At 64.8% G+C, this 16,568-nt stretch carries 15 protein-coding genes, 2 tRNA genes and 1 pseudogene; 12 read left to right on the top strand and 6 right to left on the bottom strand.

Going from position 1 to position 16,568, the window contains the following annotated elements:
* Positions 1-112 precede the first annotated feature (112 nt).
* The 6 genes from NG696_RS16990 (at position 113) to NG696_RS16965 (ending at position 5,047) form a co-directional block, all read left to right on the top strand.
* A complete protein-coding gene (locus NG696_RS16990; RefSeq protein ID WP_252569663.1) occupies positions 113-2,329 on the top strand; it encodes a DEAD/DEAH box helicase in 2,217 nt (738 codons plus the stop codon).
* A 235-nt stretch (positions 2,330-2,564) separates the two neighbouring features.
* Positions 2,565-2,636, top strand: a tRNA-Thr gene (locus NG696_RS16985).
* Between the two features lie 62 nt (positions 2,637-2,698).
* Positions 2,699-2,772 (top strand) — tRNA-Met (locus tag NG696_RS16980).
* A 138-nt stretch (positions 2,773-2,910) separates the two neighbouring features.
* Positions 2,911-3,693 carry a membrane protein insertase YidC gene (yidC, locus tag NG696_RS16975; protein ID WP_252576212.1) on the top strand — a complete coding sequence of 261 codons (783 nt, stop codon included), beginning with the start codon at positions 2,911-2,913 and terminating at the stop codon, positions 3,691-3,693.
* Between the two features lie 123 nt (positions 3,694-3,816).
* Positions 3,817-4,374 (top strand): dihydrofolate reductase family protein, encoded by a 558-nt coding sequence (locus tag NG696_RS16970; protein WP_252576211.1) that lies wholly within the window; start codon positions 3,817-3,819, stop codon positions 4,372-4,374.
* 16 nt (positions 4,375-4,390) lie between these two features.
* Positions 4,391-5,047 (top strand): SDR family oxidoreductase, encoded by a 657-nt coding sequence (locus tag NG696_RS16965; protein ID WP_252569653.1) that lies wholly within the window; start codon positions 4,391-4,393, stop codon positions 5,045-5,047.
* 48 nt (positions 5,048-5,095) lie between these two features.
* Here the strand turns inward: NG696_RS16965 and NG696_RS16960 are convergent, their stop codons facing one another.
* Positions 5,096-6,298 (bottom strand): ROK family transcriptional regulator, encoded by a 1,203-nt coding sequence (locus NG696_RS16960; RefSeq protein WP_252576210.1) that lies wholly within the window; start codon positions 6,296-6,298, stop codon positions 5,096-5,098.
* Between the two features lie 236 nt (positions 6,299-6,534).
* Between NG696_RS16960 and NG696_RS16955 the strand changes: the two genes are divergently transcribed.
* The 5 genes from NG696_RS16955 to NG696_RS16935 all read left to right on the top strand — a co-directional run bounded on the left by NG696_RS16955 (position 6,535) and on the right by NG696_RS16935 (position 12,486).
* On the top strand, positions 6,535-7,824 hold the full coding sequence (locus NG696_RS16955) for an ABC transporter substrate-binding protein (protein ID WP_252576209.1): 1,290 nt from the start codon (positions 6,535-6,537) through the stop codon (positions 7,822-7,824).
* A 26-nt stretch (positions 7,825-7,850) separates the two neighbouring features.
* The gene (locus NG696_RS16950; protein ID WP_252569645.1) at positions 7,851-8,789 is read left to right on the top strand and encodes a carbohydrate ABC transporter permease; all 939 of its coding nucleotides are present in this window, start codon (positions 7,851-7,853) and stop codon (positions 8,787-8,789) included.
* Complete coding sequence (locus NG696_RS16945) at positions 8,789-9,673, top strand: carbohydrate ABC transporter permease (protein ID WP_305884426.1); 885 nt, start codon at positions 8,789-8,791, stop codon at positions 9,671-9,673. The genes NG696_RS16950 and NG696_RS16945 overlap by 1 nt, the downstream gene beginning before the upstream one ends.
* Positions 9,674-9,723: 50 nt before the next feature.
* Complete coding sequence (locus NG696_RS16940) at positions 9,724-11,436, top strand: glycoside hydrolase family 13 protein (protein WP_252576208.1); 1,713 nt, start codon at positions 9,724-9,726, stop codon at positions 11,434-11,436.
* A gap of 81 nt (positions 11,437-11,517) precedes the next feature.
* The gene (locus tag NG696_RS16935; RefSeq protein ID WP_252576207.1) at positions 11,518-12,486 is read left to right on the top strand and encodes an aldo/keto reductase; all 969 of its coding nucleotides are present in this window, start codon (positions 11,518-11,520) and stop codon (positions 12,484-12,486) included.
* Between the two features lie 659 nt (positions 12,487-13,145).
* Here NG696_RS16935 and NG696_RS16930 read toward each other — a convergent pair.
* The 5 genes and pseudogenes from NG696_RS16930 to NG696_RS16910 form a co-directional block, all read right to left on the bottom strand.
* A pseudogene (locus tag NG696_RS16930) lies at positions 13,146-13,793 on the bottom strand (cation diffusion facilitator family transporter); the annotation flags it as partial.
* On the bottom strand, positions 13,790-14,116 hold the full coding sequence (locus NG696_RS16925) for an ArsR/SmtB family transcription factor (RefSeq protein ID WP_252576206.1): 327 nt from the start codon (positions 14,114-14,116) through the stop codon (positions 13,790-13,792). The pseudogene NG696_RS16930 and the gene NG696_RS16925, both read right to left, overlap by 4 nt.
* Positions 14,117-14,230: 114 nt before the next feature.
* Positions 14,231-14,353, bottom strand: coding sequence for a hypothetical protein (locus NG696_RS21145; RefSeq protein ID WP_374208712.1), 123 nt, complete (start codon positions 14,351-14,353; stop codon positions 14,231-14,233).
* A 235-nt stretch (positions 14,354-14,588) separates the two neighbouring features.
* Positions 14,589-14,939, bottom strand: coding sequence for an ArsR/SmtB family transcription factor (locus tag NG696_RS16915; RefSeq protein WP_252576205.1), 351 nt, complete (start codon positions 14,937-14,939; stop codon positions 14,589-14,591).
* A gap of 111 nt (positions 14,940-15,050) precedes the next feature.
* Entirely contained in the window at positions 15,051-15,791 is a 741-nt protein-coding gene (locus tag NG696_RS16910; RefSeq protein ID WP_252569630.1) for an aquaporin, read from the bottom strand.
* Positions 15,792-15,836: 45 nt separating this feature from the next.
* On the opposite strand from NG696_RS16910, the gene NG696_RS16905 reads away from it, so the two are divergent.
* Positions 15,837-16,511: an arsenate reductase/protein-tyrosine-phosphatase family protein gene (locus NG696_RS16905; protein ID WP_252569629.1), complete on the top strand. Its 675-nt coding sequence runs from the start codon at positions 15,837-15,839 to the stop codon at positions 16,509-16,511.
* The last annotated feature ends 57 nt before the right edge of the window (positions 16,512-16,568 follow it).

Genomic DNA, 16,568 nt, shown 5'->3' with positions numbered 1-16,568 from the left:
CTTCTAAGTGACCGGCCGGTCAATGTATGCCCGGCACCCACGGCACACGTACTGCGGCTCCGCTCACCTCGGGTTGTGCCGCCTGGCCCCCTATGGATGAGGAAATTTCCCTATGCCTGAAAATCAGACCAACGACGAGACAGCTTTCACCGCCGAAGCAGTAACTGCCGAAACCGTCGCTGTCGAATTCACCGAGGCCGTTGCCCCCGCAGCAGAGCCCGCCGCCACCGAAGCTGAAGCCCCCGCCAAGGTCGAAGAAGCGCCTGCTGCCAAGGTCGAAGAAGCGCCCGCTGCGAAGACCGAAGACGCACCCGCCAAGGCTGAGGAAGCCGAAGAAGAAGAGGGCGTGAAGTTCGCCGATCTCGGCATCGACGGCCGCGTCCTCGCTGCCCTGATGGACGTCGGCTACGAAAAGCCTTCCCCCATCCAGGCAGCAACCATCCCGCTGCTGCTTGAAGGCCGCGACGTTGTGGGCCTCGCCCAGACCGGCACCGGTAAGACTGCAGCATTCGCAGTACCGGCCCTGTCCCGCCTGGCCGAGCTCCACGACCTCAACGGCCCGTCCCGCAAGACCCAGGCCCTGGTCCTGGCTCCGACCCGCGAGCTCGCGCTGCAGGTTGCCGAGGCCTTCACCTCGTACGCCAAGCACATCGATGACTTCACCGTCCTCCCCGTCTACGGCGGCTCCGCTTATGGCCCCCAGCTCGCCGGCCTGCGCCGCGGTGCCCAGGTTGTTGTCGGTACTCCCGGCCGTGTGATCGACCACATCTCCAAGGGTTCCCTGGACCTGTCCGAGCTCCAGTACCTGGTGCTGGACGAGGCTGACGAAATGCTGCGCATGGGCTTCGCCGAAGACGTGGAGCAGATCTTCCAGCAGACCCCGTCGGACCGCCAGGTTGCACTGTTCTCGGCCACCATGCCGAGCCAGATCCGCCGCATGTCCAAGCAGTACTTGAACAACCCGGCCGAGATCTCGGTCAAGTCCAAGACCACCACCGGCGCCAACACCCGCCAGCGGTACCTGCAGGTCATGGGCCCGCACAAGCTTGACGCCCTGACCCGCATCCTCGAGGTTGAAGAGTTCGACGGCGTTATCGCCTTCGTGCGCACCAAGATGGCTACCGAGGACCTGGCTGACAAGCTGAAGGCCCGCGGCTTCCAGGCTGCCGCCATCAACGGCGACATCCCGCAGCAGCAGCGCGAACGCACTGTCGAGGCGCTGAAGGAAGGCCGCATCGATATCCTGGTGGCCACCGACGTCGCGGCCCGTGGCCTTGACGTTGAGCGCATCAGCCACGTGGTCAACTACGACATCCCGCACGACACCGAGTCCTACGTGCACCGCATCGGCCGCACCGGCCGTGCAGGCCGTTCCGGCGACGCCATCCTGTTCATGACGCCGCGGGAGAAGTACCTGCTGCGTTCCATCGAGAAGGCCACCCGCCAGCCGGTGGAGCAGATGCACCTGCCCACGGCCGAGACCGTCAACACGCTGCGCCTGGGCAAGTTCGCCGAGCGCATCACGGAGACCCTCGAGTCCGAGGACGTTGCAGCATTCCGCGACCTCATCTCCTCCTACGAGGAAGAGCACAACGTGCCGGCCTCGGAGATCGCTGCTGCGCTGGCCGTGATGGCCCAGGGCGGTCAGCCTCTGCTGGTCAAGGAACTGGCCGCAGCTCCCGATTTCCAGAAGCGCGAGCGCTCCAAGGACGGCTTCGGCTCACGTGGCCCCACCCGTACCCTCACCGAGGGAAACGCCACCTACCGGATCGCCGTCGGACGCCGCCAGCGCGTTATGCCGGGTTCCATCGTGGGCGCCATTGCCAACGAAGGCGGCATCTCCTCGGCCAACATCGGCGGCATCGACATCCGTGCGGACCACTCCCTCGTGGAGCTCCCAGCGGATCTCAGTGCCGACCAGCTGAAGGCTCTGTCCCGCACCCGGATCGGCGGCGAGCTGATCCACCTCGAGCTGGACAACGGCCGTAAGCCCTCCGGCGATGGCGAGCGTGGCGGCTACCAGGGCAACCGTGGCGGCGGCGACCGTGGCGGCTACCAGGGCAACCGTGGCGGCGGCGAGCGCGGCGGTTACTCCGGCGGTGGCGACCGTGGTGGTTACTCCGGCGGCGGCGCCGGTGGCGGCGACCGTGGCGGCAACTTCAAGGGCAACGGCGGGTTCAAGAAGGAATTCCGCAAGACCGACGGCGAGCGTAGCTCCGCTGACCGCGGCGGCCGCTCCTTCAGCGACCGCAACGAGCGCAGCGTGGGCACCGACGCGGCACGCAAGCCGCGCACCGAAGGCGGCTTCAAGCCCCGCAACAAGTGGTAACCACTGCTTCCTAAAGTGAATTGAGAACGGGCCGGCTTCCTGCCGGCCCGTTCTGCTTTAAGTTTGCTGCTTAAGTTCGCTTCGTCACATCCCCGTGGGGATCCGTCCCTGGGCCGGTTTATGGGTCGTCCGGAGGGCCCAGAAAGCCCGAATTTCCGGCACTTTTGGCGCCGCGGGCGTCGTTCTGGAGCCGATTTGTTGGTGGCCAAATCTTCGGGTAGAGTATTTACTCGTTGCCCCCCTAGCTCAGTGGTAGAGCGCGTTCTTGGTAAGAACGAGGTCACCGGATCGATTCCGGTGGGGGGCTCTGGATGAGGGCCTGTGTCAAGGCGGTTTTTGACCGGCTTGGCGCAGGTTTTTCTCATTCGTGGCGGTGTAGCTCAGTTGGTTAGAGCGCACGACTCATAATCGTGAGGTCGGGAGATCGAGCCTCCCCACCGCTACAGGCTAAGCCCCCGGAATCCACGGATTCCGGGGGCTTTTCTGTTCCCCCGCACGACGGTGTGTTTGCGGCGGTGCGAGGCCGTGACAAGCGCTCCTTTTCGCCGTAGCTTTGCTGCACATGGCGATGGGGGATATCAGTGGACTTCTTCGGAACAATCATGGGTCCGTTCAATTGGATTGTGTCCGCCATCATGGTCGGGATCCATGACGTCCTGAGCACCATGGGCATGCCTGCGGCAAGCGGCTGGACGTGGACTTTGTCCATCATCGGCCTCGTGCTGATCATCCGTGCCGCCCTGATTCCGGTGTTCCTGCAGCAGGTCAAGGCCCAACGCCGGATGCGGCTCCTGCAGCCGGACCTGAAGAGGCTGCAGGACAAGTACAAGGGCAAGACCGATCAGCTGTCCCGGCAGGCCATGGCCCAGGAACAGATGGCCCTCTACAAGGAACACAGGACCAACCCGCTGTCCGCCTGCCTGCCGATGGTCATCCAGGTGCCGTTCTTCTTCGCGCTTTTCCAGGTACTCTCCGGCATCCCAGTCGCAGCCAGGGAAGCCCGCGGCATCGGAGCGATGACCCACGAACAGGCTGTGCAGTTCGACGAATCAAGCATTTTCGGCGCCCCGCTGTCAGCGTCCGTGCTGCACGGCAGTGGTGGCGACCCCGCTGCGGTCGCAGTACTGACCATCCTGATGATCCTGGCCATGACGGCCGCACAGTTCATCACGCAACAACGCATCGTGGCCCGGACCGTGCCTGACGAAGCCGCAGACAATCCCCTCGCGCGCCAGCAGAAGGTGATCCTGTATGCCCTGCCGCTCGTCTTCGGTGTGGGCGGCGTCCTCTTCCCGATCGGCGTCCTGATCTACTGGACTACCACCAACCTCTGGACCATGGCGCAGCAGTTCACCATCAAATGAGGGGTGAGGTTTCGACGCTAACGGCCGCCCGAAGCGCTGAAACCTCACCCCTCACCGCGGGGCGGGCACCCCGCGGCCGCTACAGCCTACCCATCCGCTGCCGACGGCGGCACAATGGGCCGCATGGGCCGGCTCATCTACTCAGCAATCGCGTCACTGGACGGATATGTCGCGGACCGCAACGGCAACTTCAGCTGGAGCGAGCCGGACGAGGAAGTCCATACGTTCGTCAATGATCTCGAACGCGATGTGGGCACCTACCTTTTCGGCCGCCGCATGTACCAGGTCATGTCTGCGTGGGAAACCTTCGATACCCCCGATCAGCCGGACTACATCCGGGACTTCGCGCGGATCTGGCAAGGGGCAGACAAGGTTGTCTACTCCACCACTCTCACCGCCGCATCCACGGCCAAGACCAGGATCGAGCGGACCTTTGTTCCCGACGCCGTCCGGGACCTCAAGAACGCCACGGACGCGCACGTCAGCATCAGCGGCCCCACCTTGGCCGCTGCGGCGCTCAACGCCGGGCTGGTGGACGAATGCCGCATGTTCCTCAATCCGGTGGCCGTGGGAGGAGGCCTGCGCTTCCTGCCGGACGGGCTGGGCCTGCGGGTGGAACTCCTCGAAGAGCACACCTTTGGAAACGGCGTGGTCTACCTCCGCTACCGCACACGGGCATAAGGGGCAGAATGGGGTCATGACCAGCATCGTTATCATCGGCGGCCACGGCAAAGTGGCTCTCCACCTGTCCACGCTTCTTACAACCGAAGGTCACAGCGTCACGTCCATCATCCGCAACCCGGACCATGCCGCCGACGTCGCGGCTACCGGCGCTACGCCGTCGGTCCTGGACGTTGAGAATTCGACGACGGCGGCAATCGCCGATGCCCTCAGGGGCCATGACGCCGTGGTCTGGTCTGCAGGGGCCGGGGGAGGAAGCCCGGAACGTACCTATGCGGTGGACCGGGACGCGGCCATCCGGTCGATGGACGCGGCGGCGGAGGCCGGCGTCGGGCGTTATGTGATGGTGTCCTACCTGGGCGCGGGGCCGGACCATGGCGTCCCGGCGGAGAACAGCTTCTTTGCCTACGCAGACGCCAAGGCGGCGGCGGATGAGTACCTGCGCGGCACCGCACTGGCCTGGACCATCCTGGGTCCGGGGACGCTGACCGACCAGCCGGGGACAGGGCTCATCGAAGTGGACCCCGGAACGGACGGCAGCGGGGCAACCTCCCGCAGCAACACGGCCAGTGTGGCCGCCGCGGTGCTTGACCTGCCCGAAACGGCGGGGAGGACCATCGAATTCCGTGACGGTACACTTCCGATTGCGGCCGCCCTGGAGCCGCAGCCGTAGCCCAGGGGCCGGCCGCGACGCTGGAATAACACCGTTGGGGCACGCAGCTTAGTCCGGAACCGCGAGCTCCAGGTCCAGGGTGTTCTTTTCCACGTAGTCGAGGGCGCACCGCACGGCTCCCACGGTCACGATTGAATCGCCCAAGGGCGAGACCGCCACCCGCGGCGGAGTGACGGTGTACTTGGCCAGGTGCCTGGCGATCGGCTCGAGCAGCACTCCGGCGGAGTTCGCTACAGCCCCGCCAATGACCACGAGTTCGGGGTTGATCATGGTGGCGACGGCCCCGATGACCCTTGCCATCCTGTCGGCCAGGCGTTCAAGAATCGCGCGCGCCACGGCATCGCCGTCCGCGGCGGCCGCGAAGACGTGCTCTGCTTCCGCGCCTTTGGCGGCGTAGTCCCGGAGCGACGTCTTGGCCTTGCCCGCAAGCGCCTCTGCGGCCCATCTCCTGGCCAGTGAGGCGATGCCGTAGGTGTCTCCCACTCCCTCCAGCATGTCGAGGAAGGCGAGCTCGCCGGCGCCTCCGCCGCGGCCGTGCAGCAGCCGTCCGCCGTCTATCACGCCCGAACCGAGGCGTTCACTCGCGAGGATGACCACGACGTCGTCCACGCCGGCAGCGGCGCCCCGCCAGCGGTCGCCCAGGGCGGCCAGGTTCGCATCGTTTTCCAGCAGCACCGTCCAGCCCCGCCGGTCCCGTAGGGCGGCCTTCAGGCCGACGTCGAACAGTCCCCAGAAGTGCTGCGTCACCAGCACCTCGCCGTTACGGTCCACCGGCGCCGCAATGCCGGCGCAGACCGCCAGGACGGACTCGGGGGCAGCCCCCACGCTGTGGAGGGCCATCATGGCGGTGCGGTCAATCACAACGATACGCTCCTCGGCGGGGATGTCCGCTGCCGCGAAGGGCTGGCTGGACCTGCCGAGCGCCTTTCCGCGAAGGTCGGACACCACCACGGTGGCCTTGGAGACGCCTACGTCCATGCCCAAAACGTAGCCTGCGCGTTCGTTGAGCTCGAACCGCCGTGCCGGCCTGCCTTTCTGGTAGCCGCCGAAGGCCCGCTGGTTTTCCAGCTCCCGGATCCAGCCGCGGTGCATGAGGTCCTCGCACACTGATATGGCCGTGGCCCGTGTCAGTCCGGTGGCTTCCATGACCTCGGTGACCGTTACGGCCTCCGAAGCCCGCATGAAATCCAGCACGGCTCCGGCACTCACCCGCCTGAGTAGCTGGGGCGTTGCGACGGAAATTTCGGACATGGTGTTGACCCCCTGTGTTCTGCACCACATAATACTTGAGAAACTAAATTTAGATTCAAAATAAACAACCCTTGCCAGGTGGGCCGGACGGCCGCCGACCACCGGCCTTCTCCAAGTCCTTCATTCAGCCTTTGCAAAGGAGCAACCGTGAACCGCATCCCGAAGCACTGCCCGCCTTCACCACAGACCCCTCCCCGCCACTCCCGTACGTCGGCCCAGGCGCTGTGAACGGCGTCATGGCCGCAACACTGCCCAGCAGGCGCTCGCTGTTCCGCGCGGCCGGCCTGGCCGGCGCAGCCGCCTTCCTTCCCCTCACCGGCTGCGCCGCCGGCACAGGGCAGCAGTCCGGCGTCACCACCCTGCGGTTTATGCAGAACAAGCCGGAGGTGGTGGGCTACTTCAACCAGGTGATCAAAAACTTCGAAGCCCTGAACCCGGATCTCCGGGTCATCCAGGACTTCAATGAGGGCAACTTCGTCCCCGGCCTGGTCCGCAACGATCCGCCCGACGTCGTGACCCGGGGGTTCGCGACCGAAACGGCTGAGTTCGTCCGGAAGGGAATCTTCGCCGACCTGTCCGGTCTTCCCGTAGCCAAGACCATCGATCCGAAGTTCCAGGACCTCATCAGTTCCTGGGGACAATACAACGGGAACGAAACCAGCGCCCTGCCGTTTTCCATTGCCGCGGCCGGGGTCATCTACAACCGGGACACCTTCGCAGCCCACGGTGTGGCTGTGCCAACCACATGGGACGCCTTCATCGCCGCGTGTGAGACTTTCAAGGCAGCTGGAATCACACCGATCTACGGGACGTTCAAGGACGCCTGGACCCTCCGCCAGGGCGCCTTCGACTACGTCACCGGCGGAATGCTGGACGTGGGCGGGTTCTTCAGAGACCTTATGGCCAAGGGCGCCAACATCCCGCAGTCCGCCCCCGAGTCATTCAGCAATCACTACCGCTCCTCGCTGCCAAAAATCCTGCAGCTTGCGTCCTACTCACAGAACGGGGCGGCCAGCAAGAACTACTCTGACGGAAATGCCGCCTTCGGCAAGGGCCAGGCCGCCATGTATCTGCAGGGGCCGTGGGCGCTCTCCCAGCTGGTTCAGGCCAACAAGGACATCAAGCTGGGCACCTTTCCGCTGCCGGTCACCAACGACCCGGACCAGACCAAGGTGCGCGTCAACGTGGACATGGCACTCTCCATCACCCGGAACACGCGGAAAAGGGCCGCTGCGGAGAGGTTCCTCAACTACCTGCTGGAACCGTCTGTGGTCAACACGTACAACGAGAAGAACGCAGCGTTCTCTCCGCTGCTGGGTGCCCCTGCCGTGAGCAACCCCCATCTCCGCGGTGTTGCCGCCCACGTGGCCGAAGGCCGCTACTACCAGGGCGCCGGAACATACTTCCCGCCGTCGGTCCCCATGAACAACTACATCCAGTCCTTCGTCTTCAACAAGAACGGTGAACAGTTCCTGACCACGGTCGACGACGAATGGCGCCGCGTCGCCGAGCGGACAGCGGTCTGATGCCCACCCCGATCCCAGGAGCCCCCATGACCGCAACTGCCCTGCCGGCTGAGACAACCCCGGCCGCGCACAACGACCCCGCCCGTGCGCCCGCTGTCCGGTCCAAGCGCCGGATCGACCCCACCTACTACTGGATGGTAGTGCCGGTCCTGGCGCTTTTCGCCTTCTTCATCACCCTGCCAGCGCTGGTTGGTGTGTTCTTCAGCCTTACCAACTACGCAGGCTACGGTGACTGGAAGTTCATCGGACTGTCCAACTACGTCAACATCTTCAAGGACCCGGCAATCCTGCAGTCCTACATATTCACGTTCGTCTTTGCCCTGACCACCACCGTGGTGGTCAATATCGTGGCCCTGGCCATCGCCCTTGGACTGAATGCGAAAATCAAGTGGCGCACCGGCATCCGCACCGTGTTCTTCATCCCCATGGTGCTCTCAGCCCTGGTGGTGTCGTTTGTCTTCAACTACCTGTTCTCCAACACCCTGCCGGTGCTCGCTGAACGGTTCGGCTTAACGCCGCTTGCCACCAGCATCCTGGCCAACGAAAACCTCGCCTGGCTGGCCATTGTCCTGGTCACGGTGTGGCAGGCTGCGCCCGGGGCGACCATCATTTACCTCGCGGGTCTCCAGAGCGTGCCCGCCGAAGTCTACGAAGCCGCGGACCTGGACGGAGCAGGCAGTTTCCGGCAGTTCCTCAGCCTCACCCTGCCCCTCATCCTCGGTTATCTCGTCATCAATGTGATCCTCGGCTTCAAGGGATTCCTGGGGACCTACGAGATCATCGTGGGCCTCACAGGCGGCGGACCCGGCATGGCAACCCAGTCAGTGGCCATGCGCATCTTCTCCGGCTTCACGGGTGGCGACTATTCCTACCAGATGGCCAACGCGGTCATCTACTTCCTGATCACTTTGCTGATCTCCGTCATCCAGCTGCGCCTCATCCAGCGCCGGGGGGTATCACTGTAATGACCTCATCACTACTTCCACAGCGCAGCGCCCGCGTCCTCACAAGACGCCCGTCCGGCCGCGAGGGCTTCAAGATCAACTGGTGGCTCACCGCCCTGATGCTGGTGGCCTCGCTGACTGTCCTGCTTCCGCTGTACTTCACCGTGGCCATGGCGCTGAAAACACCGGACCAGATCGGCACCGGGACCGGGCTTGCCTGGCCGAACCCGCTGAACTGGGAGAACTTCGCAGAGGCATATGTTGCCACGAACTTCCCCCGGGCCTTTATGTCCACGGCATTCGTCACCGTCTTCAGCGTCCTGGGCTCGTTGGCCTGTAGCTCGCTGGTTGCCTACGCCATCGCGCGGAACTGGAACCACCGATTCTTCCGCGGCTCCTTTGTGTACCTTCTGTCCGCCATGTTCATTCCGTTCCCGGTGATCATCCTGCCGCTGATCAAGCAGACGGCATTGCTCGGCCTGGACAACCCGGCCGGCGTCGTCTTCCTGCACGTGCTGGGCGGAATCTCGTTCAACGCGCTGCTGTACATCGCGTTCGTCCGCTCCATCCCGGTGGAGCTGGAGGAATCGGCCCGGATGGACGGTGCCACCACCTGGCAGGTGTTCCGCAAGATCATTTTCCCGCTGCTGGCCCCCATGAACGCCACGGTGGGCATCTTCGCCTTCCTGGGCTCGTGGAACGACTTCCTGCTGCCGCAGATGATGATCGCCGACCCGGCCCTGCAGACCCTCCCCGTGGTCCAAATGCTGTTCCAGGGCGAGTTCAACACCAACTACAGCCTCGCGTTCGCGTCCTACCTGATGGCCATGGCACCCACATTGGTGGTTTACATCCTGGCCCAACGTTGGGTACTGTCCGGAGTCATGCGCGGGGCCGTTAAATAGCCAGACTTATCCACCCAAGAACAACGCAAACAAGAGAAAAGGATCATCCTTTGTCCACCACTGCCACGCTGGCAACCCTGTCCGATTCCGACCGTCTGGCCGATCCCAACTGGTGGCGCCAGGCCGCGGTCTACCAGATCTATCCGCGCAGCTTCGCCGATTCAGACGGTGACGGCATGGGTGACATCAAGGGCATCACGGCCAAGGTCCCGTACCTGAAGGAACTGGGGATCGACGCCGTATGGCTCAGCCCGTTCTACCCGTCAGCCCTGGCCGACGGCGGCTACGATGTGGACGACTACCGCGACGTGGACCCCAAGCTGGGCACGCTGGCGGACTTCGACGAGATGGCCAAGGCGCTGCACGCCGCCGGCATCAAGCTGATCGCCGACATCGTCCCCAACCACTCTTCGAACCGGCACGAATGGTTCAAGGAGGCGCTCGCCTCGCCGAAGGGTTCCACCGCGCGTGAGCGCTACATCTTCCGTGACGGCAAAGGACCCAACGGCGAATTCCCGCCGTCGGACTGGGACTCCGTCTTCGGCGGACCGGCCTGGGAACGCATCACCGAGCCGGACGGCACCCCCGGCCAGTGGTACATGCACATCTTCGCCAAGGAGCAGCCGGACCTGAACTGGTCCAGCCGCGAGGTCCGCGATGACTTCCTCAAGACCCTGCGCTTCTGGTCCGACCGCGGCGTGGACGGCTTCCGCGTGGACGTGGCCCACGCCCTCACCAAAGACCTCACCGAGCCGCTGCTCTCCAAGCTGGAACTGACTGCGGCCAACACCGGTACCGACGGGTTCGACGACGGCTCGCACCCGTTCTGGGACCGCGACGACGTGCACGACATCTACGTCGAATGGCGCGAGGTATTCAACGAATACAACCCGCCACGCACCGCCGTCGCCGAAGCATGGGTGCACGCCACCCGCCGCGCCCGCTACGCCAGCCCTGAGGGCCTGGGCCAGGCCTTCAACTTCGACCTGCTTCAGGCCGACTTCGATGCCGAGGATTTCCGCGAAATCATCACCCGTAATCTCGCCGAGGCTGCCGCGACCGGTGCTTCCTCCACCTGGGTTTTCTCAAACCACGACGTCGTCCGGCATGCCACGCGCTACGGCCTGCCCAAGGCGTCCAAGGGCAAGAAGCACGCCAAGGGCCAGGACGGCAAGGGCTGGCTGCTGGCCGGCGGCCCCAAGGAGGAACTCGACGTGGACCTTGGCGAGCGCCGTGCCCGCGCCGCCACCTTGCTGATGCTCGCTGTGCCCGGGTCGGCCTACCTGTACCAGGGCGAGGAACTGGGCCTGCAGGAAGTGGCGGAGATTCCGGACTCCGAGCGCCAGGACCCCGCGTTCTTCCGGAACAGGGGTGTTGAGGTGGGCCGTGACGGCTGCCGCGTGCCCCTGCCCTGGAAGGTTGAAGGGACCTCCTTCGGCTTTGGCGACGGCGGCGCGCACCTGCCGCAGCCGGACTGGTTCAGCAAGTACGCGGTGGAGGCGCAGGACGGCACCGACAACTCCACCCTGGAGCTGTACCGCACGGCCCTGAAGCTGCGCCGCGAACTGCAGGCCGGCGAGGAGCTGGAGTGGCTGGAGACCGGCAACCCGGAGGTCCTGCACTTCCGCCGCCCCGGTAGCTGGCAGTCCGTTACCAACTTCGGGGACGCCGCCGTCGACCTGCCGGCAGGCACTGTCCTGGTCAGCAGTGCCCCGCTGACGGACGGCAAACTGGGCGCCAACAGCACTGCCTGGCTGCGCTGACATAACCCAAGATCAAACAGGTGGCGGGGCCCGGCCGGGCCCCGCCACCTGTGCGTCTGCCCCTCATGAAAGAGTGAAGCAATGACCCAACGCAACGTTCCATCCTCCGCGCAGGAACTCATCTACGGCTGCATGGGCCTGGGCGGCAACTGGTCCGACGAACCGCATCAGGTGCAGCATGTGGACGAGGCCGCTGCCGCCGTCGAGGCCGCGCTGGACGCCGGCATCACGCTGTTCGACCACGCGGACATCTACCGCGGCGGCAAGTCCGAGGCAGTATTCGGCGAGGTCCTCGCGGCAACGCCCGGCCTGCGTGACCGGATCCGGCTGCAGACCAAGTGCGGGATCCGGCTGCGCGAACGCGGGCTGGCCACACACTATGACCTCAGCCGGGAATCCATCCTGGAACGCGTGGACGGCAGCCTGAAGAGGCTGCAGACGGACTATGTGGACGTCCTCCTGCTGCATCGCCCGGATCCCCTGACGGACCTGGCGGAGGTGGCGGCCGCCGTCGGGCAACTGCTGGCCGACGGCAAGGTACGGGCGCTAGGGGTGTCCAACATGTCCGGCGCGCAGATCAAGGCGTTGCAGGAGCGGCTGGAGGTGCCCGTGGTGGCCAACCAGCTGGAGATGAGCCTGCTGAAGCGGGCCTGGCTGGAGAGCCAGGTCCTGGTGAACCATCCGGAGTCGCTGGACTACAGCTTCCCGCAGGGGACCCTGGAGTACTGCAGCAGCAACGGCGTTACCGTGCAGGCTTACGGTGCGCTGGCGCAGGGGTTGTACACGGGGGCAGTTCCGGAAATACCGACGGCGGCGGAGACTGCCGCGGCCGCGATGGTTGCGGAGCTTGCCGGTCAGTACGGCACCACGGGGGAGGCCGTCCTCCTGGGGTGGCTGATGAAGCATCCGGCCGGCATTGCGCCTGTGATCGGCACCGTGAATCCGGCGAGAATCGCCGCCTGCGCGGACGCGGCCCGGGTGGCGGAGGCCATGACCCGGGCCGACTGGTACGGGCTGTGGATTGCGGCGCGGGGCAGCAACCTCCCCTGAGATGAAGTCCTAGGAGCGGGCCTTTCCAGGGAGCGCCGGACAGCGACGCCGTCGGCGCCTCTCGCTTCGACGTGGGACGATGTCAAGTATGTGGCTTGGCCTTAGGGCGAGGGCGCAAGGCGACCCGGAGCCCGCATCTCCGGCAAATGTAGGCGGGTTCGGCACCGAGGGCATGGAGCTTCTCGCGCTTCATTGTCCGGCCACAGCAGGAACACTGATGGTAAGTGTCAGAGGCCATGGTTCGTCAGTGCTTCCGTCACCTGATCGACGGTCGGAACGCCGGCAATACCATCTGGCGTGGGGTAGATCCTGCACGCTAAATCGCTGGCCGGCGCCGCGTCCGGGAAGATGTCGGCCCCGTCTGCTGTGATCGTCGGCGAACCGGCAAATCCGGTCCCGGCAATATCTGCTGGAGTTTTGATGTGCCGCATATGGACGCGGATGTCCCGGCGCCCCAAGGCGGCGAGGGCGGCTTCCACCCGCTCGAGTGCTGTTTCCATGTTCGGGCAATTATCGATGTGGAGCAGTTCTATTCTCACGTTGTCCTTGTCCTTGTCCTTGTCCTTGTCCGGGCCGCAGCAGCCGGAAGCATCGCTTTGCTCAACATCCGACTTCCGGGATGCCGGTTCGCCCAAATCGGTCCGTCCGGTGACGTTTTTGCTGCCGGTGCCCGGCTCGTGGACGGCGCAGCAGGTGTCTCCCTTCCAAGCGTTGAGACCCTCACGGGCGGCGATCCCGGCGATGACCAGCGCCGCGCCGGCGTCTGCCCACCACCATCCCAGTGCGCTGTTGAGAACCAGGCCCACCAGCAGAACGGCGGAGAGATATGTGCACAGCAGGGTCTGTTTTGAATCTGCGACCGCCGTTCGGGAGCCAAGTTCACGGCCCGCGCGGCGTTGAAGCCAGGACAGGACGGGCATGATGGCCAAGCTCAGGGCAGCGATCACGATACCGGGAGTGGAATGCTGTGCCTGGCCGCCTCCGGACAGGGCCCTGACCGAGTCCACGGAGACGAACAGCGCAAGGGCGAAGAAGGAGATCGCGATGATCCGCAGGGTTAGGTGCTCTCGCCGTTCCGGGTCCCGCGCGGAAAACTGCCAGGACAGCGCGACTGCGGAAGCGACCTCGATCACCGAATCAAGGCCGAAGCCGACGAGGGCCGAGGAGTCGGCCAGGTTGCCCGCCCACAGCGCGACGACGGCCTCAATGACGTTGTAGATGATCGTCGCGGCCGCGAACAGGCGGATTCGGCGGCTTAGAACAACGCGGCGGCCGGCCGCAGGCGTACTGTGAATTGCCGTGGTCACACCAGGCACGTCCCATCTGGGGCACAGCAGGCAGGATCCACGGCCAGCACTACGCCCAACAGATCCAAGATCGCGTGGCCCAGCCGGGCATCAGCGAGCTCATACCGGGTCCGCCGGCCGTCCGGGACAGCCACCACCAGGCCGCAGCCCCGCAGGCATGTCAGGTGATTGGACATGCTCTGCCGTGAGACACCCAACGAATCGGCCAGGTCCGACGGGTATCCGGGCGCATCCTCCAATGCCAGCAGAATCCGGGCCCGGGTAGGGTCGGAGACCGCGTAGCCGAACCGGGCCAGCGCTGGGGCGTGTACGAGGGTTTCCATATACCCAAAGTACATCCAAGTGTGTATTCACGCAATCGTGTACTCAAAGCGGAGATTCAGGCCATCATGGCATTGCCTGCGCATGGCGGCCTTTGGCTGGCTTTCGTCCTCCGTTCAGATGGCGGGGGAGTGGCGCTCGATCAGGAGGGTGTCCCGCCACTGGCCGGCGCGAGGGCCGTGTGGCATTCGGGCGATGCGGTTTCTGCGCCCGACGATGGTGAAGATGGAGTGTTCCACTACTCCTGCATAGGCCGGCCGGGAGGAGGCGGGCGAAACCGCGGCCCAGCCGAGGACCTCACCTTCGCTGGATACTGCGACATGGCGGTGGCCGGGCAGCTTGGACTGGTCGAAGGAGTCCCAGTCAGGGGCTTGGTTTCGAAGGTGGCCTGCCCGGTGTCGATACCTTGCTGGTAAATCCGTCGGATGGCCGGCCAGTCGGACTGCTCCATGTTCTGCAAGGCCACCGGGTAGGTCATAAATTGGCCAGGATGCCGGCGGCGTCGTCGAGGGCTCCGGGAACGAGAGAGTAGTAGGCCCACGTGCCACGCTTTTCGCGGTGCAGCAGCCCTGCCTCCACCAAAATTTTCAGGTGGTGGGAAACCGTTGGCTGGCCCAGGTCCAGGGGGTCGGTCAGGTCGCACACGCAGGACTCGCCCGAGGATTCGGCCTTGACGATGGAAAGCAGCCGCAGCCGGTTCGGATCGGCCAGCGCCTTGAAGACCAGGGCTTTCTGCTTCGCCTCCTCGGCCCCCAATGCGGGCGGACCTGCCGGGATGCAGCAGGCGTCATCCGTGGCCTGATCGATTACGGGCAGCAAGTTCATGTACCTATTATGCCCGAATATTGACCATCATCAATGTATTAATCCCGCCGCTCGACCCGGAAGTGGCTACGCTCCGGAGGCTTGCCCGCCGTCGGACCGGTCGACGAAGTCTTAGGAGCTGGTCTTTTCCGTGGCGTGCGGAAGAACGACGTCGTCCGCGTTGCGCGCCACGGAGGGGAAAAGGGCGAGTAGGAGCCCCAAGCCTACGGCCGCCCCGAGCAGTTGCGCCACCACAAAGCCGGGAACTGAAGCGGGTGCGATGCCGGCGAAGGTGTCACTGAAGATGCGGCCGACCGTCACGGCGGGGTTGGCGAACGACGTTGAGGACGTAAACCAGTAGGCGGCTCCAATGTAGGCGCCCACGGCCGGAGCTGCGAGGGTGCCCCGGTTTGTGGCCGCCAGGGTGAAGATCAGCAGGACGAGCCCTGCGGTGGCGACAACTTCGCCCAGCAGCTGCCCGGTGGTGGCGCGGTCCTTCACCGAGATGGAAGTGCCCACCTCGAACATGGCGTTGGCCACCACGCTGCCGCTGATTGCACCGACGGTTTGGGCAACTACATATGTGCCCAGGTCCGGAAGTGTCAATCCGGTTCCGCTGCGCCGGCCGAGGACCCAGTCCACGAGCGAGACCACGGGGTTGAAATGCGCGCCGCTGATCGGGCCGAAGACGAGGATCAGCACCGTCAGACCCAGAACCGTGGCGGTGCTGTTCTGCAGCAGCTGCAGGCCGATGTCGCTGGGGGAGAGCTGCTGTGCCATGATCCCCGAGCCAACGACGATCATGACGAGCAAACTGGAACCGAGTAGTTCGGCGAAGGCGCGGCGCCACAACGGCGGTTGTTGAGAAGTCATACCAACAGCTTGACTCAAGATATTTACTCAGTCAAAATTGAATCAATGAACATTGACCCAGTTGAAGTTTTCCGCGCGCGGGTCGCCAAGCATGCGGCCCTGGCGGATCCCGCGCGGCTGCGTATCGTGGACCTGCTGACACTGGGGGATCTTTCCCCTACGGAGCTGCAGGCCGAGCTCGGGATGCCGTCGAACCTGCTGTCGCACCACCTGCGCACACTGGAAGCCGCGGGCCTGGCGACACGCCACCGTTCGGAGGCGGACAAGCGCCGCAGCTACATCCGGCTGGCCGCAGGGGCGTTGGAGGGATTGGCCCCCGGCCGCGAACACGGCGCCCGCCGTGTCCTCTTCGTCTGCACGCGCAACAGCGCCAGGTCCCAGCTGGCCGTCGCACTCTGGAATCAGGTCAGCGACATCCCCTCGACTTCGGCGGGCACCCATCCGGCGGACCGCATCGCCCTGGGTGCCATTGATGTCGCGAGTCGCCACGGCGTTGCTCTCGCGGACCTTCCCCCGCGCCGGCTCGATGAAGTGGCGCACGATGATGACTTCGTCGTGACCGTATGCGACAACGCCCACGAGGAAATCCTCAACCTGGGAGGGATCCATTGGTCTGTTCCGGATCCACTGCGCCTAAACACGGAGGATGCTTTCGAGGGCGCCTTCACTGACATCTTCCACCGCGTTTCCGGCCTCGCGCCCCGACTGCATGCTGCCTGATAGTCTACGCCCGTAAATATTGACAACCATCAATATATTGTCCGATACTGCATACAT

The sequence above is a fragment of the Pseudarthrobacter cellobiosi genome, assembly GCF_023913755.1.
Classification (GTDB): domain Bacteria; phylum Actinomycetota; class Actinomycetes; order Actinomycetales; family Micrococcaceae; genus Arthrobacter; species Arthrobacter cellobiosi.
This window is presented reverse-complemented; position numbering and strand designations above follow the sequence as displayed.